This is a genomic window from Brevibacterium sp. 'Marine', assembly GCF_012844365.1.
In the GTDB taxonomy this organism is placed as follows: domain Bacteria; phylum Actinomycetota; class Actinomycetes; order Actinomycetales; family Brevibacteriaceae; genus Brevibacterium.
In genome coordinates this window covers 602,777-627,222 of sequence record NZ_CP051626.1, presented here as the reverse complement: position 1 = coordinate 627,222, position 24,446 = coordinate 602,777, and the positions used below count along the sequence as shown (strand labels likewise).

Annotated in this window: 21 protein-coding genes; 10 read left to right on the top strand and 11 right to left on the bottom strand. The window is 65.1% G+C overall.

Features of this window, described 5'->3' with window-relative positions; all coding sequences use genetic code 11:
• Nucleotides 1–47: 47 nt before the first annotated feature.
• Nucleotides 48–2,576, top strand: a complete 2,529-nt coding sequence (locus HF684_RS02745; protein ID WP_169251252.1) for an excinuclease ABC subunit UvrA — start codon at nt 48–50, stop codon at nt 2,574–2,576.
• 67 nt (nt 2,577–2,643) lie between these two features.
• On the opposite strand, the gene HF684_RS02740 is transcribed toward HF684_RS02745, so the two are convergent.
• The 5 genes from HF684_RS02740 to HF684_RS18985 form a co-directional block, all read right to left on the bottom strand.
• On the bottom strand, nt 2,644–2,988 hold the full coding sequence (locus HF684_RS02740; RefSeq protein ID WP_169251251.1) for a hypothetical protein: 345 nt from the start codon (nt 2,986–2,988) through the stop codon (nt 2,644–2,646).
• 50 nt (nt 2,989–3,038) lie between these two features.
• Nucleotides 3,039–3,866 carry an ABC transporter ATP-binding protein gene (locus HF684_RS02735; protein ID WP_169251250.1) on the bottom strand — a complete coding sequence of 276 codons (828 nt, stop codon included), beginning with the start codon at nt 3,864–3,866 and terminating at the stop codon, nt 3,039–3,041.
• Complete coding sequence (locus HF684_RS02730; protein ID WP_169251249.1) at nt 3,859–4,716, bottom strand: ABC transporter permease; 858 nt, start codon at nt 4,714–4,716, stop codon at nt 3,859–3,861. The genes HF684_RS02735 and HF684_RS02730 overlap by 8 nt, the downstream gene beginning before the upstream one ends.
• A 71-nt stretch (nt 4,717–4,787) precedes the next feature.
• Nucleotides 4,788–6,101, bottom strand: a complete 1,314-nt coding sequence (locus HF684_RS02725) for an FAD-dependent oxidoreductase (protein ID WP_169251248.1) — start codon at nt 6,099–6,101, stop codon at nt 4,788–4,790.
• Between the two features lie 101 nt (nt 6,102–6,202).
• Complete coding sequence (locus HF684_RS18985; RefSeq protein WP_169251247.1) at nt 6,203–7,060, bottom strand: pyridoxamine 5'-phosphate oxidase family protein; 858 nt, start codon at nt 7,058–7,060, stop codon at nt 6,203–6,205.
• A 346-nt stretch (nt 7,061–7,406) separates the two neighbouring features.
• Here HF684_RS18985 and HF684_RS02715 point away from each other — a divergent pair, with 346 nt between their 5' ends.
• From HF684_RS02715 to HF684_RS02695, 5 genes are all read left to right on the top strand, one after another.
• Nucleotides 7,407–7,736, top strand: coding sequence for a rhodanese-like domain-containing protein (locus HF684_RS02715; protein WP_101596644.1), 330 nt, complete (start codon nt 7,407–7,409; stop codon nt 7,734–7,736).
• Nucleotides 7,737–7,969: 233 nt separating this feature from the next.
• Nucleotides 7,970–8,266: a hypothetical protein gene (locus tag HF684_RS02710; RefSeq protein ID WP_169251246.1), complete on the top strand. Its 297-nt coding sequence runs from the start codon at nt 7,970–7,972 to the stop codon at nt 8,264–8,266.
• A gap of 119 nt (nt 8,267–8,385) precedes the next feature.
• Nucleotides 8,386–10,026: a phosphoglucomutase (alpha-D-glucose-1,6-bisphosphate-dependent) gene (pgm, locus tag HF684_RS02705; protein WP_169251245.1), complete on the top strand. Its 1,641-nt coding sequence runs from the start codon at nt 8,386–8,388 to the stop codon at nt 10,024–10,026.
• 561 nt (nt 10,027–10,587) lie between these two features.
• On the top strand, nt 10,588–11,058 hold the full coding sequence (locus HF684_RS02700) for a hypothetical protein (protein WP_169251244.1): 471 nt from the start codon (nt 10,588–10,590) through the stop codon (nt 11,056–11,058).
• Between the two features lie 101 nt (nt 11,059–11,159).
• Complete coding sequence (locus tag HF684_RS02695; RefSeq protein WP_348981423.1) at nt 11,160–11,831, top strand: NADPH-dependent F420 reductase; 672 nt, start codon at nt 11,160–11,162, stop codon at nt 11,829–11,831.
• Between the two features lie 404 nt (nt 11,832–12,235).
• On the opposite strand, the gene HF684_RS02690 is transcribed toward HF684_RS02695, so the two are convergent.
• The gene (locus HF684_RS02690) at nt 12,236–13,279 is read right to left on the bottom strand and encodes an LCP family protein (RefSeq protein WP_169251243.1); all 1,044 of its coding nucleotides are present in this window, start codon (nt 13,277–13,279) and stop codon (nt 12,236–12,238) included.
• Nucleotides 13,280–13,601: 322 nt separating this feature from the next.
• Between HF684_RS02690 and HF684_RS02685 the strand changes: the two genes are divergently transcribed.
• The 4 genes from HF684_RS02685 (at nt 13,602) to HF684_RS02670 (ending at nt 17,028) form a co-directional block, all read left to right on the top strand.
• Nucleotides 13,602–14,843 carry an MFS transporter gene (locus tag HF684_RS02685; RefSeq protein ID WP_169251242.1) on the top strand — a complete coding sequence of 414 codons (1,242 nt, stop codon included), beginning with the start codon at nt 13,602–13,604 and terminating at the stop codon, nt 14,841–14,843.
• A gap of 371 nt (nt 14,844–15,214) precedes the next feature.
• Nucleotides 15,215–15,427: a helix-turn-helix transcriptional regulator gene (locus HF684_RS02680; protein WP_101555675.1), complete on the top strand. Its 213-nt coding sequence runs from the start codon at nt 15,215–15,217 to the stop codon at nt 15,425–15,427.
• A complete protein-coding gene (locus HF684_RS02675) occupies nt 15,424–15,993 on the top strand; it encodes a hypothetical protein (protein WP_169251241.1) in 570 nt (189 codons plus the stop codon). The genes HF684_RS02680 and HF684_RS02675 overlap by 4 nt, the downstream gene beginning before the upstream one ends.
• Nucleotides 15,994–16,266: 273 nt before the next feature.
• Nucleotides 16,267–17,028 carry an alpha/beta hydrolase gene (locus tag HF684_RS02670; RefSeq protein ID WP_169251240.1) on the top strand — a complete coding sequence of 254 codons (762 nt, stop codon included), beginning with the start codon at nt 16,267–16,269 and terminating at the stop codon, nt 17,026–17,028.
• An 825-nt stretch (nt 17,029–17,853) separates the two neighbouring features.
• Here HF684_RS02670 and dld read toward each other — a convergent pair.
• The 5 genes from dld to HF684_RS02640 all read right to left on the bottom strand — a co-directional run bounded on the left by dld (nt 17,854) and on the right by HF684_RS02640 (nt 24,280).
• The gene (gene dld, locus HF684_RS02660; RefSeq protein WP_169251238.1) at nt 17,854–19,560 is read right to left on the bottom strand and encodes a D-lactate dehydrogenase; all 1,707 of its coding nucleotides are present in this window, start codon (nt 19,558–19,560) and stop codon (nt 17,854–17,856) included.
• 137 nt (nt 19,561–19,697) lie between these two features.
• Nucleotides 19,698–21,056: an MFS transporter gene (locus HF684_RS02655; RefSeq protein WP_248279089.1), complete on the bottom strand. Its 1,359-nt coding sequence runs from the start codon at nt 21,054–21,056 to the stop codon at nt 19,698–19,700.
• 8 nt (nt 21,057–21,064) lie between these two features.
• Nucleotides 21,065–21,736 (bottom strand): GntR family transcriptional regulator, encoded by a 672-nt coding sequence (locus HF684_RS02650; RefSeq protein WP_169251237.1) that lies wholly within the window; start codon nt 21,734–21,736, stop codon nt 21,065–21,067.
• Between the two features lie 121 nt (nt 21,737–21,857).
• Nucleotides 21,858–22,883 carry a hemolysin family protein gene (locus HF684_RS02645; protein WP_169251236.1) on the bottom strand — a complete coding sequence of 342 codons (1,026 nt, stop codon included), beginning with the start codon at nt 22,881–22,883 and terminating at the stop codon, nt 21,858–21,860.
• A complete protein-coding gene (locus HF684_RS02640; protein ID WP_169251235.1) occupies nt 22,880–24,280 on the bottom strand; it encodes a hemolysin family protein in 1,401 nt (466 codons plus the stop codon). Before HF684_RS02640 ends, HF684_RS02645 begins: the two co-directional genes overlap by 4 nt.
• Nucleotides 24,281–24,446 lie beyond the last annotated feature (166 nt).

Here is a 24,446-nt window from a genome sequence, read left to right as displayed (position 1 = left end):
TCTCAGCAAGCGTCCGGCATGTCAGCGCTGGTTGTTACGATCACGATATGTCGACCGAAGCCCGCAATCCTGCTCCTGCCACGGCGGTCGAGGTCCGCGGTGCCCGCGTGCACAACCTGCAGGGCATCGACATCGACGTGCCTCTGAACACCCTCGTCGCCATCGCCGGCGTCTCCGGGTCGGGCAAGTCTTCACTGGCCATGGGAGTGCTCTATGCCGAAGGGTCGCGGCGCTACATCGAAGCACTGTCGACGTACACCCGCCGGCGCATGGCTCAAGCCGCCCGTGCCGATGTCGACACCGTCCGCCATATCCCCGCCGCCCTCGCCCTGCGGCAACGCCCCGGAGTCCCCGGAGTCCGCTCGACGTTCGGCACCTCCACCGAGCTGCTCAACGTCATCCGCCTGATGTTCTCCCGACTGGCCTCCCACCTCTGTCCCAACGGACACCGACAGAAGCCGACCCTCAACGTCGCCGCCGAGGAGCCCTTCGACTGCCCCGAATGCGGTGAGACCGTCCACGCTCCCGGCGCCGAGGAGCTTGCCTTCAATTCCGGTGGAGCCTGCCCCCGCTGCGAGGGCATCGGCACCATCAGAGAAGTCGACGATGCCTCCCTCATCCGCGACCCCGACCTGTCGATCGACGACGGCACCGTCATCCCCTGGCAGATGTTCGGCTTCAACGTCCAACCACAGATCGCCCGCGAGTTCGGCGTCCGCACCGACGTGGCCTGGCGCGACCTCGAGAGCTGGGAACGCGACATCGTCTTTGCGGGCCCCGAAGAGAAGAAGCACATCACGGTCACCTCGAAGAAGGGACTGCACGACCTCGACTTCACCTTCCGCAACGCCCGCCTGACCGTGACCGAGGAACTCAAACGCGCGGACGATGAGAAGCGCTTCGCCCGGGTCAGCCGCTTCCTCTCCGAACAGGTCTGCCCCGACTGTAAAGGCACCCGACTCTCCCCTGCCGCCCGTGCACCGCGCATCGGTGAGATCGGCCTCGCCGAGGCGACCGCCAAGACCCTCGACGAACTCGTCGACTGGGCCGCGGACGTACCTGCCGGGCTTCCCTCATCGATGCAATCCATGGCCAGATCGTTGGTGAACGTGCTGCTCGGAATGGCCCGCCGATTGCTCGATCTCGGACTCGGCTACCTCGCCCTCGACCGGGCCGGTTCGTCCCTGTCGACCGGTGAACGCCAACGCGTCCAGCTTGCCCGCGCCGTGCGCAATGAGACGACTGGAGTCCTCTACGTCCTCGACGAACCCTCGATCGGTCTCCACCCCTCGAACATCACCGGCCTTCAGGGCGTCATCACCGACCTCCTCGACGAGGGCAACTCCGTCGTCATGGTCGACCACGACCCGCTGGTCCTCCGCGCCGCCGACCACCTCATCGAGATCGGTCCCGGCTCCGGACGCGACGGCGGAACGGTCGTGGCCACCGGCACCGTCGCCGACCTCGACAATCATCCCGAGAGCCGCATCGGCCCCTACCTCACCGGCCGTGCCGAAACGCTCGTACGCGAGTCCGCAGCCGCCTCGGCGACCTTCGATCACGGGCGGATCCGATTGCGCACCGCACCGATCCACACGGTCCATGCCCTCGACGCGGAGATCCCACGGCAGCGGCTGACCGTCGTCACAGGAGTGTCCGGATCGGGCAAGACCACCCTCGTCCTCGACAGCCTCGTCCCCGCGCTCAAGGCCCCCGACGCACGTTCGCGGCCCGGTCATGTGCGTGAGATCGACGCCGACGGGATCGACCGGGTCAACGTCGTCGACGCCACCCCGATCGGCATCAATGTCCGCTCCACCGTGGCCACGTATTCCGGCGTGCTCGACGACCTTCGCCGAGCGTACGCCCGCCTCGAGTCGGCGAAGGTCGACGGGCTCACGGCCGGGGACTTCTCGTACAACACGGGTTCCCTGCGCTGCCCGAAATGCGAAGGAACCGGCGAGATCACCCTTGACGTGCAGTTCCTCCCCGATGTCGACATCCCCTGCCCTGACTGCGAGGGCCGCCGGTACAGTCCGGACGCAGACGAGTACAGCCGTGCCTCGGATGCTGATGGTCAGCCGCTGTCGCTGCCTGATCTGTTGGCGATGACCGTCGCCGAGGCGCTGCCCCACCTTGCCGAGATGCGCAAGGTCCACGCCCGGCTGAGGGCGCTGAAAGATGTAGGACTCGGATACCTCACCCTCCACGAGGCGACACCGGCACTGTCCGGCGGAGAAGCGCAGCGGCTCAAGCTCGCCACCGAGCTCGGGAAGTCGCAGCAGCACACGCTCTTCGTCTTCGACGAACCGACCGTGGGCCTGCACCCCGAGGATGTGCGTGTGCTTGTGCGCGTCTTCCAACAGCTGCTTGACCATGGCGCAACGGTCCTCGTCATCGAACACGACCTCGACATGATCGCAAACGCCGATTGGATCATCGACCTCGGTCCCGGCGGGGGTCAGGACGGTGGACAGATCGTCGCGACGGGAACCCCGCAGCAGGTCGCGGACACCTCACACAGCGTGACCGGTGAGTACCTCAAGGGGCATTTGCAGCCGAACTCTGCCGGATAGGGTCCAACGCATAGGGACAGAGCCGCCCCGCGCGCCCGAGCGCACGTCCCTGCTCGCCTGAGCAGTCTCAGGCTCCGCTCGCGGCAGCGCCCACGCAGAGGACGAGACCGACGAGCGAGGCAACGGCCATGCCGATCATTGCTACGGCCATGACCCACAGACGCACTCGACCCGGTCGAAAGGCGAAGCGGGCGATGAGCAGGATCAGATAGAGCACTGCCGCTATCACGATCGTGGTGATCGCTGTGGGCACCGCCGTGCTGCCGAAGACGATGATCGCTGTGAGCACACCCGCGATGACGACGAGGAAGATCCCTCCGGCCACGATCCAGATCGTGCCGGACGAGCTGCGCAGCGCAGGCTGGTCACTGATGCGACGTGACTCGATCGGCTCGCGTGAACTGTTGTCCATGCCGTCGAATCTACCGAGCGAACTGTGACTCGGCTAGGGGATGCGGTGCCTCAGCCCGGCTCCTGCTCGACTTCCTTGGCCTTTTCAGCTTTGGTGAAGGCCTGGTACTTGCGAATGACCTCGAGCGCCGGGCCGTCGGCGAGCAGCTCGCCCTTCTCGATCCACAGAGCACGGTTGCACGTGTCCTTGATCGTGCGCATCGAGTGCGAGACGAGGAAGACGGTGCCGGCGTTCTCACGGATGGACCGGATTCGGCCCTCGGAACGGTCACGGAACTTCTTGTCACCGACGTTGAGCGCCTCGTCGACGATGAGGATCTCATGCTGCACCGAGGTCGCGATCGCGAACTTCAACCGCTGGGACATGCCCGAGGAGTAGGTGCGCATCGGCAGATCGATGAAGTCCTCGAGCCCGGTGAATTCGACGATCTCATCGAACTTCTCGTCGATCTCGTCACGGGTGAGTCCCAGCGCCAGAGACCCGAGAATGATGTTGCGAGCACCGGAGAGGTCCGGAATCAGAGCGGCACCGACACCGAGGAGGTTCGGCCGTGAGGTCGCATAGATCGCGCCCTCGGAGGTCGGGGTCAGCCCCGTGATCGACCGCATGAGCGTGGACTTCCCGGAGCCGTTGCTGCCGATGATGCCGATGGATTCGTTCTTGTGCGCGACGAAGCTGACGCCCTTGAGGGCGTGGACCTCCCGCAGCTCGCGGCGCTTGGACATGACGTCCTTGCTGCCGAGCTTGAGCTTCTTGCCCGTGGCCAGCGTCTTGTAGCGGACGTGGACGTTGTCGCAGACGACGACGGGCGGGTTGTTCCGCGTCACCTCGGGCAGGCTGCCGGTGTCGAAGGTCTGCTCTTCGTTCGTCTCACTCATCACGACCGAACCTTTCCTCGGCCTGCCAGAAGAACACGAAGCCGATGATGAAGATGCCGAATGCCCAGATCGCCAGGTGCCAGAAGTAATCGTAGGGAATGACACCGTCCTTCATGAGGATGCCGCGGGCGATCGCCAGGACGTTGTTCAGCGGCTGCCAATCAGCGAAGGGCTGCAGCGCCGGGTTGATCTTCTCGACCATGACCTTGAGGTCGAAGAAGACGCCCGAGGTGTAGAAGATCATCCGGGAGATGAACGGAGTCACCTGGGACAGGTCACGGAAGTGGACCGTCGCGCGGGCGAAGATGAAGGCCACACCCTGGTTGAAGACCCAGAACAGGAAGACCAAGGGGATGAAGAGGAACCAGTCCCACCCTGGTTTCGCACCCCACAGCATGACGAGCAGTGCCATGAAGATGAAGGTGGGAATGAAGTTCAGCAGGTTCTGGAACACCGTGGCGATCGGCAGCACGATGCGCGGGAACGGCAGCGATTGGACGAGAGAGGCGTTCGAGATGATCGATTTCGCCCCGCCGTTCATCGAGGTGTTGAAGAACTCGAGGACGAAGACGCCGATGATGACGAAGGGGGCGAAATCGTCGGGCCGGGCGGTGGCGCCCCGCATGATGAAGCCGAAGACCGTGCCGTAGATCAGCGCCGAGAACGCCGGGCGCAGCAGCACCCAGAGCATGCCGAGGCGATTGCGCTCGTTCTCGGACTGCATCCGATACTTCGCAAGCGTGTACGTGAAGTCGCTTCGGTTGAGAAGCTGTTTGACGTACTGGGGCAGAGACGGCCGTCCACCCACTCTCTCGAGCCCGTGGTCGGCAGCAAGCCTGGCCATATCCATGAACAGAAAATTCTCTCGTCGGCGACTGGGGATAGAACAGGAAGAGTCTACGGGATGAGACTAGCGCAGACTCACAGTCGGCTGTGAGCCTTGAAGTCGAAGTCGGGGTCGGCGATCTGGGCCCTCGTCGGATTGTGATTACCGCCGAGTACCCGTCGGGCGGCCGCCTGCATCGGCGGCCAGTTGAACGTCTCGACACCGACGAGCGACGACTCCGGGTCGGGTCCGTCGAAGTGGAAGACCTGGAATTTCGCTCCGCTGGGGTCATATCGGATGATCGTGTCGTCGGCGTCGGGGCTCGTCAGGCCCGCCGTGAACACCTTCTCCGGGCCTTGGAAGCTCCAGTGCCAGGGGACATCGGACCAGACTGTCGAACCGTCTGCCGACCCGCTGCCCGAACCGGCTTCGGGGGCGTCTGCGACACCAATCGATGCCCCTTCCGAGTCTGCGCTGAGGAGTTCGGCGAGGAATTTTCCGTGGCTTTCGGCCACCGGTTCACAGGCCCAGGGGTGGTCGAGTGCATAGGGTCCGGCGGTGACGATGGCGCAGTCGCCGGCGGCGAAGACACCCGGATGGGATGTTGCCAACCTCTCATCCACGTCCCACGCATGAGCGGGCCGGTGACCGTCGATCGGAATCAGTCGCGGGCGCGCTCCGACGCTGGTGATGAATAGGTCGTGAACATCGGCGGGGATGTCATCCGGGCTCGAGGTGTGGGTGACGAAGTCGACTCCGGCGGCTTTGTGCCTCTCGAACAGTGCTTGCCGGACGGGAGCGGAGAGCTGTTTGCGCAGGGGTTCGTTCCCGCGCAGGTAGACCGTGGCGCGGTGCCCGGCCGCCACCGCCGAGGTGGCCACTTCCATTCCGAGATAACCGGAGCCCAGCACTCCGACGTTGAGTGCTTCGGCTGCGTTGTTCACGCGAGCGAGGATCCATTCGGCATCGGCGAGGTCGTAGACCGGCAGGGAGTCCGGGTAGGCGGGAACCTCCGGGCGGTTCGCTTCCATCCCGGTGGCGAGGATGCAGTGGGTGAAGTCGATGGACTCCCCCGAGGCCAGGTGGACGGTCCCTGCGGTGGCGTGGTGGTCGGCCAACGGGTGGGGGTGCCGCTGGGTCTCAGCGGTGTAGCGGGAGTCCGCGGCCGCCTCGGCGAGGGTGATCTCTTCTGCCCGATCACGGACGAAGGTGATGTGCTCGGTCGATTCGAGGTGGTAGGGCAGGTGGTGGCGGGAGCCGTCGAAGAGGTGCTTCGACAGCGGCGGCCGCTCACACGTCTCGCCGGCCCGGGGGTCGATGACGGTGACGGCCTGACCGCGCGTGTTCAGCTCCCGCGCCGCAGTCGTGCCGGCCAATCCTGCACCGATGATGACGATCCGCTTGCTCATGCCTCCATGCTAATCCTCGCCGAGGCGGTCGGGCGGGAGGTGCGGGTGCCCGGCACGGACAGAGGAGGAGCCGTGCCGAGCGCCGTGGAGCCTGGTACGGCTCAGAGTTCGGTGGTCTGAGTGCCGCCGGCCGGGCGGTCTCCGGTGATCTTGGACTTGACCATGCGGAACAGGCCCGATGCCTTGCCGCCGGGCAACCCCCAATGCTGAGCGGAGTGTGTGACGACCGTGATGAGCCCGAGGTTCGGGTCCCGACGGTCATCGAACCATGCCTTGGCGGAATCCGACCACAGCTCATCGACCTTGGCCTCGTCGTCGACGAACTCGACGCGTCCGGCGACCGACAGCCAATTGCCTGCCTCGGCGATGCTGATATTGACCTCAGGGTTCGTCCGCAGCGCACTTGCCTGGTCGCCGTCGAGGGCGAGGAAGAACCAGACGTCGGCATCCTCGGTGACCTCCTGAGGCGCCATCGGGTGGGCGAGGATCTTGCCGTCAGCCAACGCGGTCGCGAGCATGACGGAGTCGGCGCCGCGCAGGATCTTCACGACATCGGCCTGGTTGAGCTCGTCTGTCGCCGCTTCTCCCGCGGGCTTCTGCCTGTCGCCACGGGTGCCGCCGGCTTCCGTGTCGTCGGTGGCGGAGGAGGCCACGGACCCGGCGGAGGAGGATGCGGAGGACCCGGATAGGCGCGATTCCGAGTTCGGGCCCGCCTCGGCGATTTTCGATTCGTCCACCGCCGTGTGTGAGCCGTCGGGGTTCCGATGCAGCGTCACACCTTCCGCGTCGGCAGCGTTCTGGGCACGGGCCTCGACGTTGCGCTCGGTGTATCCGACTTCAGCCTGCGGCTTCATGTCCGAGGTCCCGGCCAGCGGCTCGGCCGCCTCGTCCAGTTTCGCCGCGACGTCACGCGCCTTTTCCTCGGCCGGTGACTCGTCACTCGTGTCTCTGTTGTTCATGACCGTTTCCCTTCGCAGACGGTTCCTGGCGCTGCAGTCGTTGACGCGGACATTAGTCGGCTCGCTCGGGCCCTGGCCCGTACTGCGGGCCGTGGTCGACGGGCGCATCAGCGACTGCACGGTCATTGTCACACGGCTCTCCGCTCGGCAACAGCCCCCTTGGAATTGAACCCGAGACGCCCGACGTCCGGAACTGCTCGGACAGGGCACACGCGGGTGGCCAGAGGCGCGAGCGTGGTCGCGGGGCTGCGCGGCTTCGGAAGCCTCGGGCAGGTGCGGCGCCGCGTGCGGCTGCGGACCTCTCGGGCAGGTGCGAGCACTGGGCCCGCGTGCCTACACTGAAGTCATGGATGAAGAAACGACCGTCACCGTCAACGACATCCCCGAAGGGGCCGCCATCATCGACGTCCGCGAGGACGACGAGTGGGAGGCCGGGCACATCGAAGGTGCGATTCACGTGCCGCTGGGTGAACTGCCGGGCCGCCTCGACGACCTTCCTCTCGACGACGACATGTACGTCGTCTGCCGCACCGGCGGACGCTCGAACCGCGCGGTCGCCTGGCTCAACCAGAATGGCTTCGATGCCTTCAATGTCGACGGCGGCATGGGGTCATGGAACCTCGACAACGGCAAGCCGATCGTCTCCGAGACCGGCGAAGAGCCCTGGGTGAAGTGAGCAGAAAGCCACCTGCAGTCGGCCAGCCAGCAGTCAGCGGATTGATCCCACCATCCGCGAGAGTCGCTCCCATCGTCGCCAGGTCGACCGGATGAGCCGCGAAAATGAGCCCCCTTGCTCCGCTCCCACGATAGGTCTACCGTCGAGACCACGGATCACTCCCGCACCTCTTGTGATCCTCAATCCTCCGTCGAACGGCGTGAGCGTGTTCAACTCCGAAGGGAGCAGAAGTCATGAGTGACGAGAAGAAGAACCTGCCGGAGAACGCAGCAGAACAGCAGACCGAAGACGAGCAGGAGATCGAGAGCTCGACCGTCGGAGTCGGCCCCGATACGGATGCCGAAGGCAGTTCCCAGACTCCTGACGACAGGCTCGAGCGCATCGCCGCCGAGCACGATGTCCCGATCGATCGGGACCCTGAGGAAGCCCAGGCCAAAGCCGAAGGGGCCTACTCCCCCGACAAGGACCGGGATATCAGCGGTGGAGACACGAAGGAAGAGGACGACGACTCCGTGGAGCCGCCGGACTGAGTCTGCGGCAGCGCGGGCTCGGTCATGGAAATCCGATCCGTCGTGCCTGCAGAGTCCACGATGCAAGAACTCCGTGGACACAACTGTGACGGGTGGCCCGGATTTGGCAAGGTAGAAGAATGACAACACGCGCCGGCCAGTTGGCCCAGGACAAGGATCTCGTCGACGTCCCTGCCCTTCTCGATTCCTATCACGACTTGGTTCCCGACCCTTCGGTGCCTTCGCAAGCAGTGAGCTTCGGGACCTCAGGCCACCGCGGTTCGAGCTTCAACCGTTCCTTCAACGAGGCGCACATCGCGGCCATCACCGCGGCCATCGTCGACTTCCGCCGAGACAAAGGAATTCGCGGACCGATCTTCCTCGGCCGTGACACTCACGCACTGAGTGAGCCCGCATTCCTCACCGTCCTCGAGGTGCTCGCCGCCGCCGAGGTTCCTGCGCTCATCGACGAACGTGACGGCTTCACCCCGACCCCTGCCGTCTCCCACGCGATCCTCGGCTTCAACGCCGGGAAGTCACGCGATGAGGCGCAGGCCGACGGCATCATCGTCACTCCCAGCCACAATCCGCCCGCCGATGGCGGCATCAAGTACAACCCACCGCACGGCGGACCCGCCGGCACCGAGACGACGACCTGGATCGCCGAACGCGCGAACCGGTATCTGGCCGAGGGGTGGGAGAAGATCCCGCGCACCCCTTTCCAGCGGGCATTCCACCTGGAGAACACCGAGAACTTCGACTACGTCTCGAACTACGTCGACGACCTCGAGTCGGTCATCGACCTCGATGTCATCCGCTCCTCCGGACTGAAGATCGGCGCCGACCCGCTCGGCGGAGCCAGCGTCGACTATTGGGCGGCGATCGCCGAGGACTACGACCTCAACCTCGACGTCGTCCACCCGGACGTCGACCCCACCTGGTCATTCATGACCCTGGACTGGGACGAGAACATCCGCATGGACTGCTCCTCCCCCTATGCGATGGCCGGCCTCATCGCCTCACGCAATGACTTCGACATCGCCACAGGCAACGACGCCGATGCCGACCGCCATGGCATCGTCACCCCCGATGCGGGCCTGATGAACCCCAACCACTATCTGGCCGCGGTCATCGACTATCTGCTCGACTCCCGCACCAACTGGCCGACCGGCGCCGGGATCGGCAAGACCCTGGTCACCTCGTCGATCGTCGACCGCATCGTCGCGGCCCACAACCGCACCCTCTTCGAAGTCCCCGTCGGCTTCAAATGGTTCGTCCCCGGCCTGCTCGACTCGACCCTGGCCTTCGGAGGTGAAGAATCGGCCGGCGCATCGTTCCTGCGTCGGGACGGCAAGGTGTGGTCGACGGACAAGGACGGCATCATCCTCGCCCTCCTCGCGGCCGAGATGACTGCGAAGACCGGACAGACTCCCTCGCAGCGCTACGCAGGACTGGCCGCGAATCACGGCACCAGCTCCTACGCCCGCCAGGATGCCCCGGCGACACGCACACAGAAGGAACGACTGGGGTCACTCGATGCCTCTCAGGTGGGCGCGAAGACGGTCGGCGGTGAACCCGTGAAGGCGGTGCTCACCTCGGCGCCGGGCAACAACGCCCCGATCGGCGGACTCAAGGTCACCACGGACAACGCATGGTTCGCCGTGCGGCCGTCGGGCACCGAAGACGTCTACAAGATCTACGCCGAGTCCCTGCGCGACGAGGACCACCTGCGCCAGGTCCAGCACGACGCCCGAACTCTCGTCGACGGGGTGCTGGAGTAGGGACCGCGCGTTGCTGCGGAAGTCCGCTCAGGCGGCGAGTCCCGCAGCGTCGCCTCTCAACGCCTGCTTCCGCGGGCTCGAAGTGTGAGCGTAGGGATCTGATTCGTTGCGCTCACACTTCGAACACGCGGATGCGGGAGAGCAGCTTCGTGCGCGCGAGATTCCGAGTGCGGGCAAGTGCGCGGGTCACGATCGCGTATCGCTGCTCAAGCAGAACTGTTGCACAAACGCGAGCCACCAGCCGGATGGCCGCGCCGGCCACCACCGCGCCGGGCCTGCGAGCTGCGCCGGCCGCAGTGCCCACATAGAGCCCTGACCACAAGGTTCATCTGCAAGACTTCTTGTCTTCACCGGTCGAGCACTCACCATGTAACAACGACCGCCGCACAGCCGCAATGTTCCTGTGTTCCGGCCGTAATCGGCTCCAAGTCGGCTTTCAGTCTCTGTTGTCGCGGCCTCATATTCGATCGCAATACTGTTCTGCGTCAGATGACATGCCGCCCCGAAATGACCTCGCGGTCAACTCGCAGAGGCGGCAGAACAGCAGAAGGGATCGACACAATGACGTCCACCATTCGCAACCGCACAGCAGCCATCGGAATCGCCACCGTCGTCGGACTCGCCGGCCTCGGGCTCGCCACAGGACCGGCCATGGCCGCCGACGCGTCTCTGGCCGACTCATCCAGCCAGTCCACTGACTCCGACGTCGGCACGCAGTCCGTGTACTATCCGACCGATCCGGTCACCTACGCCGACGAGCTCGTCCGAGCCTGGGGACAAGGCGATACTGACCGAGTGGAGGCCTTCGCTTCATCCCAGGTCGCCGAGAAGCTCAAGGACCACAGCGACGACGAAGCCACCCACTGGAACCGCGTCGGCGCAGAGGGCGCCGCCGGCACAACCTACGTCGACTACGAGAACACCGTCACCGGCGAGAAGATGTGGCTTGGGATGCCCACCGAGGCCGTCGTCAATCCTGACGACGAGTGGGGCACTCCCAACGCGGTGCACAAGGTCAACTTCGAGGACTGATTCCACCCCGGCCAGGCGAACGACAGCCGGTGGCCGAGTCTCCGCGACCATTCTGAATCAGAATAGTTGAACTTTCAACTGTATTGATATACAGTCGAAGCATGCTCAACGCACTGATCAAGAAGCTCTTCGGGCGAGACGTCAGCCCCGCCCACACAGAATCGCACCGCGCAACCCACAAGGAGACAGGCACTATGAACACATACACCATCTTCGGAACCGGCAACATGGGAACCGCCATCGCCGAGGTCCTCGGCAAGGGCGGAGCCACCACCGTCAACATCTCCCACGCCGAGGCCGCAATCGCCTCCATCACCGGAGACGTCGTCATCTTCGCCCTGCCCTACCCTGCCATCGACGAGGTCATCGGCAATCACCGCGAGGCGCTGGCCGGCAAGATCGTCGTCGACATCACCAACCCGCTCAACTTCGAGACCTTCGACGAGCTCGTCGTTCCAGCCGGATCCTCGGCGACCGCGGAGATCCAAGCCAAGCTGCCGGACTCGTCCGTCGTCAAGGCCTTCAACACGAACTTCGCCGCCACCCTGAGCACCGGCACGGTCGGTGACCTCTCAACCACAGTTCTCGTCGCCGGTGACGACGAGAACGCAAAGAAGACGCTCATCGAGGGCGTCAACGCCGGCGGCCTCGACGCCGTCGACGCAGGCTCGCTCAAGCGCGCACACGAACTCGAGGCTCTCGGCTTCCTGCAGCTGACCCTTGCCGGTGCGGAGAAGATCAGCTGGACCGGTGGATTCGGCCTCGCCGAGTAAGCCGTCGGACTGGGTGGTCAGCCCTGCGAATCACCGCATCACTGAGTCGACCGCCCAGCCGGAACAACCTTCGACAGTGCAAGCGCCCCGCTCCGGGCTGTTCCGGAACGGGGCGCTTGCGCATGAAGCCGAGGGATGCCCGGCGAGAGATGTCCATCGGGGCCGACGTCCGTCCTGACGACGAATGGGGCACACCCAACGCGGTGCACATGATCAGCTTCGAGGACTGAAACTCCGGCCCTCGAGCGGCAGATAGATCGAGCCGCAAATGCACCGAGCCCCGCACCAGGAATTCCTGGTGCGGGGCTCGGTGCGTGACTCAGCGACGCTGGGCGTCGGCGTCTGCGGCTGCGGTGGGCCGCCTCGGCGAGGGACGGCCGGGAATGGGCCGCCTCGGCGAGGTTCTAGAGGTGGGCCTCCGGGGCGTTCTGCACGTAGTCGGCCACGGTGTCGTTCTTGAACGCGTCCTGGACCTTCTTCAGCTCCTCCTCGTCGACGTTGACGATCGACTGACCGTCCGGGGAGGTGCCGACGCCGGCCACGGGGGCGGTGAAGAACTCGATGTCACCGGGGCGGACATCACGCATGTTGAACGCGGTCGAGGAGATGTACTTCGCGTCCAGGCCCGAGTCGACGTACATGTACGGCGCGAAGTTCTTGACCATGTCCTGGATCTTCTTCGGGTTCGACAGAGTATCGGCCGAGATCATCTCGTTCGTCAGCCCGCGGATGAACGCCTGCTGATTGCGCGCACGCTGGAAGTCGCCGTCCTGGAACTGCTTGCGCTCGCGCACGAAGGTCAGCGCTTCATCGCCGTTGAGGACGTTCTCGCCCTTGGTGAACGTGTAGCCGTTCTTCTCGAACGCCTGCTCGGAATTCACCGTCACCCCGCCGAGGCTGTCGGTCAGAGCCTTGAACCCCTCGAAATCGATGATCGCCACGTGATCGAGGTCGGTGCCGATGAAGTCCGAGACCGTCGACACGGCCAGCGGCAGACCGCCGTAGGACAGGGCCGCGTTGATCTTCGCCTTGCCGTGGCCCTCGATGTCGACGTAGGTGTCACGCGGGATCGACATGATCTGGACGTTGCCGCCCGACTCGGGCAGATGCATGACCATGATCGTGTCCGAGCGCAGCCCGCGCGAATCGTTGACGTCGACATTGTCCATCGGCTCATCCGAGCCCAGCAGCAGGATGTTCGTGCCGTCGCCCTCCTTGCCGCCGGCGCTGTCCTTGCCGAAGACCTGCTCATCGTTGAGCTGGTTCGCGTTCTTGTCGAACGACCGGCCGACGCTCCAGACGTAGAGTCCGATGCCGAGCACGCCGAGGATGACGATGATCAGCAGGGCGACGAGGACCTTCCGCCACACGCGCTTCTTCTTGCGTGGGCGCTGCTGTTCCTCATTCTGGTGGTCGAAGAGATCGTCGAAAGTGGTGTTGTCCGTCATCGGCACTCCGGGGTTTGAGCGGTCGGCGCCGGGCGCCGGGGTCATTGGGCAATCCCGCCCATTGTATAGCGACCGAGGTGACCCAATTCTCAGCGGCGCGGCGCACCCCGCGCGAAAGTGCGCGGGCGAACGGGAGGGCAGGGCCGCCTCGGCGAGGTGTTCTGCATTGTCAGACGTTGTGATACTCGGCTCCGACCGGGATGACCGGGACCGATATCCGTTCGTTACCCACGGATGATCCCGGCGCCGAGGTGAGGGGAGTCACCAGCAATTCCGCTGGCTCGACATGGTCGGTCGGGTCAGGGCTGGATAGACTTTCCTGGTGTTCAATAACTATCGGGAAATTCTGTCGCTTCCCGGTGCTCTCAAGTTCTCCTTGGCCGGTCTCGTCGCCCGGATGCCCATCGCGGTGCTGGGGCTGGGCATCGTCCTCTTCATCCAGGGCGTGACCGGGTCGTATGGCATGGCGGGCATCGTCTCCGCCGTGTACATGATCGTCCAGGCACTTGCCGGCCCCGGGATCGCTCGCCTCGTCGACCGCCTCGGCCAGGCGAAGGTCATGGTGCCCATCGTCATCACCCACCTCATCGCGTTGGCCGTGCTCATCGTCTCCGTGTACGAGGAATGGTGGACGGGATTCGTCTTCGTCTTCGCCGGCATCGGCGGCGCCACCGTCGGCTCCGTCGGTTCGCTGGTGCGCTCACGTTGGTCGCATATCGTCGACACCCCGAAGAAGCTGCAGACCGCGTTCTCGTGGGAATCGGTCGCCGATGAGCTGATGTTCGTCTCCGGGCCGGTGCTGGCCACGGTGCTCGCGACGGCCGTGTGGCCGCCGGCCGGAATCATCCTCTCGATGATCACCGTCGGCGTCGGCTCACTGCTGCTCTACATCCAGAAGTCGACCGAACCCCCGCCGGTGGAACGGACCACCGACGCGAAGGGCCACGTGTTCTCGAACCCGGGCATCTTTGCGATCATCATCGTCAACATCTTCCTCGGCGTGAACTTCGGTGCCATCGACGTCATCGCCGTCGCCTTCGCCGACGAACTCGGCGTGAAGTCCACGGCCGGTGTGCTGCTGTCGTGCCTGGCGCTGGGATCGCTCATCTCCGGCGCGCTGTACGGAGCGAGGAACTGGAATTCGGCAGTCCACCATCGCTACGGCACGGCCGTGGCCGGTCTGGCCGTGGGTGCCTGTCTGATGCTTCTGGCGAATTCGATGGTCACCTACGGCATCATCCTCATCCTCGTCGGATCGGCGATCGCACCGAGCCTCATCGGCGCGAACTCCGTCATCGAGCAGCTCGCTCCCCCGCGCAGGCTCACCGAGGCGTTCGCCTGGCTGGGCACCTCGCTGGGCTTCGGCGTCGCCTTCGGATCGGCCGTCGCCGGCAACATCATCGACGCCTTCGATGCGAAGACCGCGATGCTCCTGCCCGCCGGCTGCGCTGTGCTGGGGGCGATCATCGCGCTGTCGCTGCTCAAGCTGCTCAACCCTTCGCGCTCGAGTCACGAAGCTCGGCTGGCGAAGGACCGCCGGCGCGAAAAGGTTGTGGAGGGGTAAGTCTGCGGTGGGGCGACGGGGTTGTTGCGGCGAGGGCCTCGTAGGGCAAGTGTTGTAGCGAGCGCCTCGGCGAGCATCCGTCACCGTCAGCGGCACACCCTCGCGCTAGCGTCTCTTCGCACCGCCGGTTGGGCATCCGTCACCAACAGCGCGAAGACACCCCGTTGCGGCGGGGTGTTTTCGCGTTTGCGGGAGGTGATGCACGGAGGATTCGATGGCTCACCGGCTCAGCCCGGCCGTGGTGGCCCAAGCGCGAGCCTGCGGGGCCATGGGACTGTGGGGCCGCCTCGGTGATGTCAAAGATCATTGACATCCTGATGTCAAGCATGTTTTACTTTTCATGTAAAGAGAAGTTGACATCAAGGAACGGCATGGAAGTTCAGACCTCGGACCTCAAGCAGGTTCGCAAGGCTGCGGGGCTGACGCAGGCGCAGCTGGCACAGCTCACCGGGGTGTCGCGGCAGACGATCATCGCGACCGAGCGCGGCGACTACGCCCCCAGCGTGTATCTGGCGCTGCGCATCAGCCGAGCCTTGGATTCGACAGTCGAAGAGATCTTCTCGCTCCAGGAGGAATCGCCATGAATAACGTCAGTGACAGGAAGAACCGCCCCAATGCTTTTGCCGATCGAATCGCAGGCATCAATGACCCGTCAATGGGCGATGAACGCGAGCGCGACGTCATTCTGCGGGCCTATACTTTCGGGTCGATCATTTCGACGTACGCGTTCTTTGCGCTCGGAGTGCTCTTTGCGGTCATTGGCGGTGGGCTTTGGACTGTGCCGATCATTCTGGCCTCGGGAGCGATGGGAGTCGCGGTCGCCCTATACTGCAGACGAGAGGGCGTCGACTTCAGGATGAGGCTCGCCCGCGTTGCGTCCAAACGCCTGACCATCTCCTATCTCATCTCAGTGCCGTTCATCGCCGTATGGCTCTTCGCGATCATCTACCATCAGACGACGGGGCACCCGCTCATCAACGCGGGACTGGGGACGATGTTCGGAGACCCGGGCGGCGGAAGCTCCATGATCATCGGCGCCGCATGCGGCGTCCTCGCCGTCATCGTCGTCAACATGATCACCCGCCGTCGCAAAATCAAGCAGGCCCGCGCCGAGGCGGCCGCTGCCGATGAGATCGACGACGAGGACTGATTCGACTCAACGCTTGAGGCTCGGTGCTTGAGGGTCAGTGTTTGGGCGTCCATCATTGATGGCGCCAGAACACCCCGGTCCGCTGGGAAGTTTCGCTGTCTGCTGTGCGACATACCGCTACGTCGCCCCTGCTACTCTTGAGACTCCGTGAAAGAGACCGAGGAGGTGGTACCCGTGATTGCAGTAACAAGGGTGCTCCCCTGCGGAGTCACGGTCGGACGATAAGTCGTCCGGGAGCGCCGATCCTTCATCGCGCTCCCGAAAGGCACGACCATGCATTTCACCTCCGAACAGCACTTCGACGGGGATTTCGTCGAACGTCAATTCCGCCTCGGCGATATTCCGGGCATTCTTTGGACTCCGTCCTCCGCATCTGAAACCGAGCCGGTTCCGATCATTCTCATGGGTCAGCCCGGCGGCATCGGCATGGAGCGGATGTACCCGCGACTGATGGCACGCGCCCGCAGCGCCGCGGCACTCGGGTTCGCATCCGCTTGCCTCGAGATGCCCGGTTCGGGTGAGCGTCCACGCCTCCCCGGCATGGATCAGGCACGCAATCGGCTGCGTTCTGCCATTCTCGCCGGCGAATCACCCGCCGCTGATGTCATCGACGCGCTCATCCTGCCGCTCGTCGAGCAGGCAGTTCCCGAATGGCAGTCGCTGCTCGATGAACTCCTGCGCCTTCCCGGCCTTGCCGACAGTGTCGGCTTCTCCGGCGGAGTGATTGCGATCGCCGTCCGGCTGGCTGCGATCGATTCCAGGGTCGCGGCAGCCGGGCTCTTCGCCGGCAGCTTCATTCCGCAGTCGACTATGGAAGAAGCCCGGCGCGTGAGCATTCCGCTGCACGTCCTTCTGCAGTGGGATGACGAAGGCAATGACCGTGCGGCCGCTCTCGAACTCTTCGACGCCTTCGCTTCCAAGGAGAAGACGCTCTATGCCAATTTGGGCGGGCACACAGGAGTTCCGGATTTCGCCGGCGAGGATGCGGCACGGTTCTTCACGCGGCACTTGGAGAGGAGAGTAGAGTGCCCCTGATTCCCTGACGTGCCGGCAACGTGGTGGCGCGGTCAGTCTGATGAGGCCTTCCGGGGTCGCCGCTCCAAGATGCTGGGGACCTTCGATTGGCTCCGAAGCATCTCCTCTGCCTGCACGTCGACGTACCGAGCTATCAAGTAGATGTCGCCGAGGTACCGCGCTGACGAACGATTGTAGACAGGCTCATGGTGAGCGACTCTATTTCGGAGGTCGTTGATTCGCTTCGCAGCAGTTTCGAGTTCAGATCGACTCCGTTCGTGCCGGGGCACTCCTTTGAAACCCGGTGAGACTTTCGGCCAGATCGTTGCGGAATAGTGCGAGCTGAGGAGGAACCGCCAGAACCCAAAGGATAACTCGGCAATGACTTTGCCCGGTCTTTCAGTAGTCTTTCCATTTGCCGTTGCCCTCCGAACCGCAGTACTGATGTCTCTATCGGCTTGCCGGGTAAACGGAAACTGCGAGTCCAAGTACCATCTGCCCTCATCACTCAACGGGTAGAGGCTGCTGTGGAAGACGTTGCGGAGGAACACTTCCACGTGTCCGATCAGCTCAAAGTATGCAGCGCTGAGCTCGGCATTCCACAGGTACAGTTCGGACGTCGGTTCCGGTGCCGATCGATATCTGGCCAACCGATCTGCGCTGATCCACGTCTCGAGCAGGGACTCGTCAGGAAGGTGCACTTCGCCTCCTCGTTGAAGCATCGTGCTAAACTGTATCGTGAAAGCCCCGGAATGATCCCTGGTCTGAAAAATCGACCACATCACCGGGGCTATTGCATTCACGTTTACGGTAGTGAAGCGACGCTCATGCAAGCTTCCGGGTCGCTCAGGCCCAGTCCTTCTTCGCAGACGTCTCGCCGACTCCGGCGTTGAAGACGTTGTGCGGGTCGAGGTCCTTGAAGTGCGCTTCCATCTCCGGTGGCACGGGGTAGAGCCTGCCGTAATTGTGTTCGGCGGGAACGGCGGCGCCGCGGGCTTCGAGCAGCTCGGTCATCTGCTTCTTCAGCGCCACCGTGTCGACGCCCTTCTTCGCCACATGGTCCTGATGGAAGACGTGGCAGAAGAAGTGCCCGTAGTAGGAGCTGATGTGGAGCTGGTCGGCGATCTCGTCGGGCAGCACCTCGAGCCAATCCTCGTCATCGCGGCGCAGCGCCACGTCGAAGGTGATCATGTCCGAGGAGTCCTCGCGGTTGAGGTTGAAGTACCGGGTCGCAGCACTCGCGGCGCCGAAGCGGTGCAACATCGCCGACTGAGCCTCATCAGCACTGCACACGAAATAGTCACCGTCGTGGGCCTCCTCGGCGAAGAAATCGTCGAGGAACGCACCCATCCGCGCTTTCTCCTCGGCACTGACGACGAGGAGAAGATGATGCTCGAACCGGTCGCGGTACTCGAGCATCCGCGTGGGCAGCTGCTGCGGGAGCAGGCCGAACGCGTTCTGCGCGATCGTGTCGGCGACGGTCTCGCCGAAGAACGGCAGCTTCGCGAACACGCCGTTGGCCCAGTTCTTCAGCGCGAACAACTTGATCTGCTCGCGGCTGCCGGCGTGCTTGATCGAGACGAACGTGTCCTTGCCGTACTTCTCGGCGAGGTCGAATGAGGGCCGGCCCATGTATTCGCCCGAGATCGGCAGCGGCATCTCCGAGGTCAGTATCGCCCGTCGCAGGTCTTCGAGTTCGGCTGGGGAGTTCGTACCGACGTAGAACGTCGTCGCTCCCTCTTCCTTCGGGAAGGTGCGGGTGCGCACGGCGAAGACCATGAGCTTTCCGGCGGAACCGGAGGCCTCGTACAGGTAGTCGGAGTTCGAATTGAATCGAGCCGGTGAGTCGACGATCCTGCGGACCTGCTCGCCGTATTCGGTCTCCGTCGTGTCCTCCGGTGCGGGGGTGACGCCGGCAGGGTCCCAGTCCCCGCGCTGGAGTTTGTCGAGGATGTGGGCGGGGTCGTCACCGAGCTCCACGCCGAGGTGGTTGACGAGTTCGAGTCGCCCCTCCTCGTTGACGCGGGCGAAGATTGCGTGCTTCGTGAATGCCGGGCCTTTGCGGATCTGGGAGCCGCCGGAGTTGTTGGCGATGCCGCCGATGACGGAGGCGCCGATCGACGATGAGCCGATGACCGAGTGCGGTTCGCGGTGGAACGGGGCGAGTGCCTCGTCGAGTTCGTACAGGGTGGATCCGGCCAGGCAGATCGCTTCGCGGGCGTCGTTGATGAGGTAGATCTGGTTGATCCGCAGGGTCGAGATGATGACGATCGGGCGGTCGTAGTCCTGCGCGCCGGGTCCGGAGCCGCCGGTCAGCCCGGTGTTGGCCGACTGCGGGATGACGATGAGGTCGTTGTCGACGCAGACCTGCAGGGCCCGCCACATGTCGACGAGGCTGCCCGGGCGCAGCACGGCGAGCACATTCCCTCCGCCGAAGCGGTTGCCCTTGGCGAACGGTGCGGTCGCCCGCGCGGAGGTGAGGACGTGACGCGGCCCCATGATGTCGATGAAGGCGTTGACGGCCGGGGACTGGTGACGTGACTTGCCGGGCATGTGGTCGATCCCTATCGGTAGGCGACGGTTGTTCTCATGGTAGGCCGCTGGCCGCGAACCCCGCGACCTCTCTCCTTGCTACCCGACGGCGGCTTAGCAACCTCGCGCGAGGTTGCTGGGCCGCCGTCGGGTAGCAATCAGGGGTGTTTGGTGGATATGGCGACTGCTGTGAGGCAGGCCAGGCAGACGACGGCGACCGCGGCCAAGGACACCATGTACGACAGCACGGGCAACAGCGCGGCAAGCACGGTGGGCAGCAGGAACCCGGAGTACGCCAGCGAATAGTAGACCCCGGTGATGCCGGCGAGCTCCTGCGGTGTGGCGATGGCCTGGAGGATGATGAGCCCCGAGACCACACAGATTCCGTAGGCGACACCGAGCACGATCGCCACGATGAACGCGAGGATCGGGTCCGCCAGAAGTGCGGCCACCGCCCCGAGCCCCATACCCACGGTCATCAGCCCGAGTCCGACGACGAGCGCCCGCCCGCCGGTCAGTCGGTTGATCCACGGCACGATGTTCTGCACCAGCGCACCGGCTCCGAGCGTGACGACGGTGAGCACCGTGGCGTACATCGTCGTCCACTCCCCCAGCTCTGCCTGCACGATCGCCGGCATCACGGCATAGGCGACGCCGGCGGCACCGAACACCCAGGGCGCGGCCGGCACGATCAGTCGCAGGAACGTCCGATGCGCGATGAGCGGAACGCGCAGACCGTGCCACCAATGGCCTGCTGCCCGTTGGTCGCGAGGCATCGATTCCGGCGCGAAGATCACCAGGATCAGTGCGGCGAGGTTGAGCACTCCGTGCACCGCGTAGGGCACGACTTCGGGCACCGGCCCCCATTGGGCCAGGCACCCGGTGACCGCCGCGCCCATGGCAAACCCCAAAGTCAGCGTCAGCGAAGGACGCCGGGCGCCGGCGGTGATTCCGGCCCGGTGATCGAACGGCGGGGCCGAGAGCTCCTTGATCCAGCTCGTGCCCACCGACATCGCCACCCCGACGCCGATCCCCGCGAGCACCCTGCCCAGGCAGAGCAGCCAGAACAGATCGAAACCGACCCCGAGGCCGAGGCTGCCGGCGATCGCGGCGAGCGATCCGGCGATGAGGACCGGTTTGCGTCCATGCCGATCCGACAGCGCCGAGGCGACCAACAGTCCCGGAATGAGTCCGCCCACGTACATGCCCAGCAGCAGGTTCGCCTGCCAGATGGCGTAGCCGCCGTCCTCCTCATACATGTGCACGAGCGGGGTGAAATGATTGCCGCCCCACGCGAGCAGGAACATCGCCGGGGCCACCCGCAGCCACGCCCGTGGTCGTCGTGGCCGCTGCGGCCCACGATCGGGAGCCACCTGGCCGAGGCGGGACCGGGCAGGGTTAGGAACCGTCGTTTCGATGTCCGTGGCGGGGGCCGCCTCGGCGTGGCTATTCCGGTCCCCTGTGGGGACTGCCTCGGCGGCGGTGTCGTTCGTGAAGGTCGAGGGGTAAGCGGTCATGGTCCTCCTCAGCGGGACTGCGGGAAGTGGGAGCCTTCGATGTGGGCGCGGACGAGTCGGGCGAAGCCTTCTGCGTCGCCCGACTCGGCGCGGTCGGTGAGAGTTTCGTGCTCGGTCAGGAGCGTGTCGAGGGTGTGCGGCGCGTCGATGGCGACCTGGAAGGTCAGGCGGGCCAGGCGCGGGCCCATGGTGGTGAGCATCTCGGTGACGATGGCGTTGTCGCCGCTGCGGATGAGGCGGGCGTGGAAGGCGTAGTCGGCGCTGGCGAAGCCGAGCGGATCGCCCGCGTCAAGGGCCTTCCTCTGCTCGCCGAGCAGGGTGCGCAGATCGGCGGCCAGAGCGGTGAGGTCGCCGCTGTCGGACAGTGTATCGACGGCGTCGATCTCGAACATCGAGCGCACGGCGAGCAGGTCGCGGCGCTCCTTGCCCGTCACGGTGGTCACGAGCGCGCCCTTCTTGGGGACGAGGCGGACGAGGCGCCAGCGTTCGAGCTGGAGCATCGCCTCCCGGGCGGGAGTGCGACTGGCGTTGTGCGCGGCGGCGAGGTCGGACTCGATGAGGAGGTCGCCGGGTTCGTGTCGGCCTTCGATGATCTCCCGGGCGGTCGCCGCGGCCATCCGAACGGCGATCGGAGCGGAGTCGTCGATGCGCTGCCAGGGCAGTGTCAGCAAATCATTCACGGGCCCACGATAACAGATGCATACATTGATGCATGCATCTAACTTTTCGAACTACCCGACGGCGGCCCAGCAACCTGGCGCCAGGTTGCTGGGCCGCCGTCGGGTAGTAATTAGGGTGTGGTCAGGTTGGGGAGGCCGCTTGGCCGGTGGTAAGCAGGTGGGTGAGCACGTCGGTGACGGTGACGACCGCGTGGCCGCCGTCGGCTCTTTCGACCAGCGCCAGCTGCACGCTGTCCTCACGCATCGTCTCGAACGCCCGCACCACGGTCGTCGATCCGTCCACGATGGTGACGGGACGGGCCGCCTCGGTGATGGGAGCATCCTCGGCGAGTCCGAGCACATCCCTGACATGCACCACATGACTCGGCGGGCCGTCACCCTCGGCGCGGACGAGGACGCGACGATGTCGGTCACGGCGCGACGCCTCACGCACCTCACCCGCGGTCGCGTCCGGCCCGACCGCCGTCGGCTCCGGACGACCGGCCACGAGCTCGCCGAGGCTGAGCCGGGTGAGGTCGAGGGCTCCGAGCAGAGCCTCCGAGGACTCCTTCTCGAGAGTTCCCGCCTGCGCCGAATGCTGCAGCAGCTGCCGCAGGTCCTCCGGCGTGTGCGCCTGATCGACCTCGTCGACGGGCTCGACCCGCACGAGGCGCAGGCACGCGTTCGCCGCGTTGTTGAGCACGTGCAGCAGCGGGCGGGTGAGGAACATGAAGGCCCGCATCGGCAGTGCCAGCATGATCGCCGAGCGTTCCGGATGTGCCACCGCCCACGACTTCGGCGCCATCTCACCGACGACGAGGTGGAGGAAGGTGACGACGATGAGGGCGAGGACGAAGCCGATGATGTCGGCGATCCACAGCGGCAGGCCGAGCGCTTCGGCGACCGGGGTGATCCAGTGGTGGACGGCCGGTTTCGTGATCGCCCCGAGCGCCAAAGTACACGCCGTGATGCCCAGCTGCGATCCGGCGAGCAGCACCGACAGCTCGGTCGAGCTGCGCAGGGCAGCCCTCGCTGAGCGGCTGTCGACGGCGGCGTCTTCGAGGCGGTGGCGTTTGGCGGCGATGAGCGCGAATTCGACGGCGACGAAGAACGCGCTCAGCCCGATGATGGCGATCGTGATCGCGGTGATGACCCAGGGATTGCTCATCGTTCCACCTCGATTCCGATCCGCAGCCGCGCGGGCACATGCGTGGCCACTTCGACGACGTCGATGACGAGGCGCTCGGTCTCCGGGGTGCCGTGTTCGCTGAGGTCGGCGGGGTCGATCGGCAGTTCGATCGCGACCCGGTCGCCCACCTCCGGGAATCCGCGGAGATGTTCGATGACGAGTCCCGACAAGGTCTGCGCCGAGGTGGCCGGCAGTTCGCGTTGAAGGACGCGGGCTGCCTCGTCGAGAGGGATGATCCCGGGTGCCGTCCAGGCGCCGTCTCCGGTCTCGACGAGTTCGTCGACGGTGTGGTCGTGTTCGTCGGCGATGTCACCGACGAGTTCCTCGCCGAGGTCCTCCATCGTCAGGATTCCGGCGAAGCCGCCGTATTCGTCGACGACGCAGGCCATCTGCTCTCCGCGTTCGAACAGCGTGGCCACCGCGTCCGGCAACGGCAGGGATTCCGGCACGAAGACCGGGTCGCGCAGGAGGGAGCGGACCCCGGTCGCGGTGACGGTGTCCGTCGAGCCCGGTGCCTCCTCGGCGACGTTTTCGCGGGTGCCCGGCCCCGCCTCGGCGAGGACGTCGAGGAGGTCGATCGTGCCGATCACCTGATCATCGGCGTCGAGCACGGGGTAGCGGGAGTGGCCGCGGCTCATCCTGTCGCGCACCTCGTCCAGGGGCGTGTCGATGTCGATGACGTCGACGCGTGAGCGCGGCACCGTGGCGTGGGCGACCGTCTGGGCCGGGAAGTCGAGGATGCGGTCGAGCATGAGCGAATCGTCGTCGACGATCTCGCCGCCCTCCCGGGATTCGGCGACGATGTGCTTGAGGTCGCGGCGGGTGGCCGAATGATCGACGTCGTGGACCGGTTCGATACCGAGGACGCGCAGCAGGGCGTTCGAGGCTTTGTCGAAGATCGTGATGAGCCAGCCGAACAGGGTCAGATAGATCGAGGTCGAGCGGGCGAGCCAGGTGGCGAGCGCCTCGGGGCGGGCGATGGCCAGGTTCTTCGGGAACAGTTCGCCGAAGAGCATCTGGATGAGCGTCGAGACGAGCAGGGCGAGGACGGTGCCGATGAGGATGCCTGTGCCGGCGGGGATCGGGGTGCCTCCCAAGGCTTCGCCGACGGCTGTGCCGATGAGCGGTTCGGCGACGTAGCCGACGAGCAGACCGGTGACGGTGATGCCCAGCTGCGCGCCGGAGAGCATGAAGGAGGTGCGGCGGGTGATGGACAGGGCTCGGTCCGCGGCGCGATCACCGGAGGCCGAACGAGCGGCCAGACGGGAGCGGTCGACGGCCATATAGGCGAATTCCTGCGCCACGAAGTAGCCGGTGGCCACCGTAATGAGGAGGACGACGAGGAGGCCGACGAGAAGTGAAAGCAGCCAGGTCAACGGCGACCACCTGCCCGCGCGCTCTGTGCTCGCAAAGCGTCTGCCCGCGCGCTATTGACTTGTACTGAGGTGCTGAAGGTGATGTCCCAGCCGGGACTTCGATAGTCGTCCATGGTCCTTCCGAAAGTGATCAAGTGGGCGGCTGGTCACGATTATCCTGGCCCCG

Coding starts and splice junctions, on each gene's coding strand:
- HF684_RS02690 (WP_169251243.1), bottom strand. CDS start 13,279: ATGACGGACAACACCACTTTCGACGATCTCTTCGACCACCAGAATGAG.
- HF684_RS02675 (WP_169251241.1), top strand. CDS start 15,424: ATGAATAACGTCAGTGACAGGAAGAACCGCCCCAATGCTTTTGCCGAT.
- HF684_RS02695 (WP_348981423.1), top strand. CDS start 11,160: ATGCTCAACGCACTGATCAAGAAGCTCTTCGGGCGAGACGTCAGCCCC.
- HF684_RS02700 (WP_169251244.1), top strand. CDS start 10,588: ATGACGTCCACCATTCGCAACCGCACAGCAGCCATCGGAATCGCCACC.
- HF684_RS02745 (WP_169251252.1), top strand. CDS start 48: ATGTCGACCGAAGCCCGCAATCCTGCTCCTGCCACGGCGGTCGAGGTC.
- HF684_RS02730 (WP_169251249.1), bottom strand. CDS start 4,716: ATGGATATGGCCAGGCTTGCTGCCGACCACGGGCTCGAGAGAGTGGGT.
- HF684_RS02645 (WP_169251236.1), bottom strand. CDS start 22,883: ATGAGCAATCCCTGGGTCATCACCGCGATCACGATCGCCATCATCGGG.
- HF684_RS02670 (WP_169251240.1), top strand. CDS start 16,267: ATGCATTTCACCTCCGAACAGCACTTCGACGGGGATTTCGTCGAACGT.
- HF684_RS02740 (WP_169251251.1), bottom strand. CDS start 2,988: ATGGACAACAGTTCACGCGAGCCGATCGAGTCACGTCGCATCAGTGAC.
- dld (WP_169251238.1), bottom strand. CDS start 19,560: ATGCCCGGCAAGTCACGTCACCAGTCCCCGGCCGTCAACGCCTTCATC.
- pgm (WP_169251245.1), top strand. CDS start 8,386: ATGACAACACGCGCCGGCCAGTTGGCCCAGGACAAGGATCTCGTCGAC.
- HF684_RS02655 (WP_248279089.1), bottom strand. CDS start 21,056: ATGACCGCTTACCCCTCGACCTTCACGAACGACACCGCCGCCGAGGCA.
- HF684_RS02735 (WP_169251250.1), bottom strand. CDS start 3,866: ATGAGTGAGACGAACGAAGAGCAGACCTTCGACACCGGCAGCCTGCCC.
- HF684_RS02715 (WP_101596644.1), top strand. CDS start 7,407: ATGGATGAAGAAACGACCGTCACCGTCAACGACATCCCCGAAGGGGCC.
- HF684_RS02680 (WP_101555675.1), top strand. CDS start 15,215: ATGGAAGTTCAGACCTCGGACCTCAAGCAGGTTCGCAAGGCTGCGGGG.
- HF684_RS02710 (WP_169251246.1), top strand. CDS start 7,970: ATGAGTGACGAGAAGAAGAACCTGCCGGAGAACGCAGCAGAACAGCAG.
- HF684_RS02725 (WP_169251248.1), bottom strand. CDS start 6,101: ATGAGCAAGCGGATCGTCATCATCGGTGCAGGATTGGCCGGCACGACT.
- HF684_RS18985 (WP_169251247.1), bottom strand. CDS start 7,060: ATGAACAACAGAGACACGAGTGACGAGTCACCGGCCGAGGAAAAGGCG.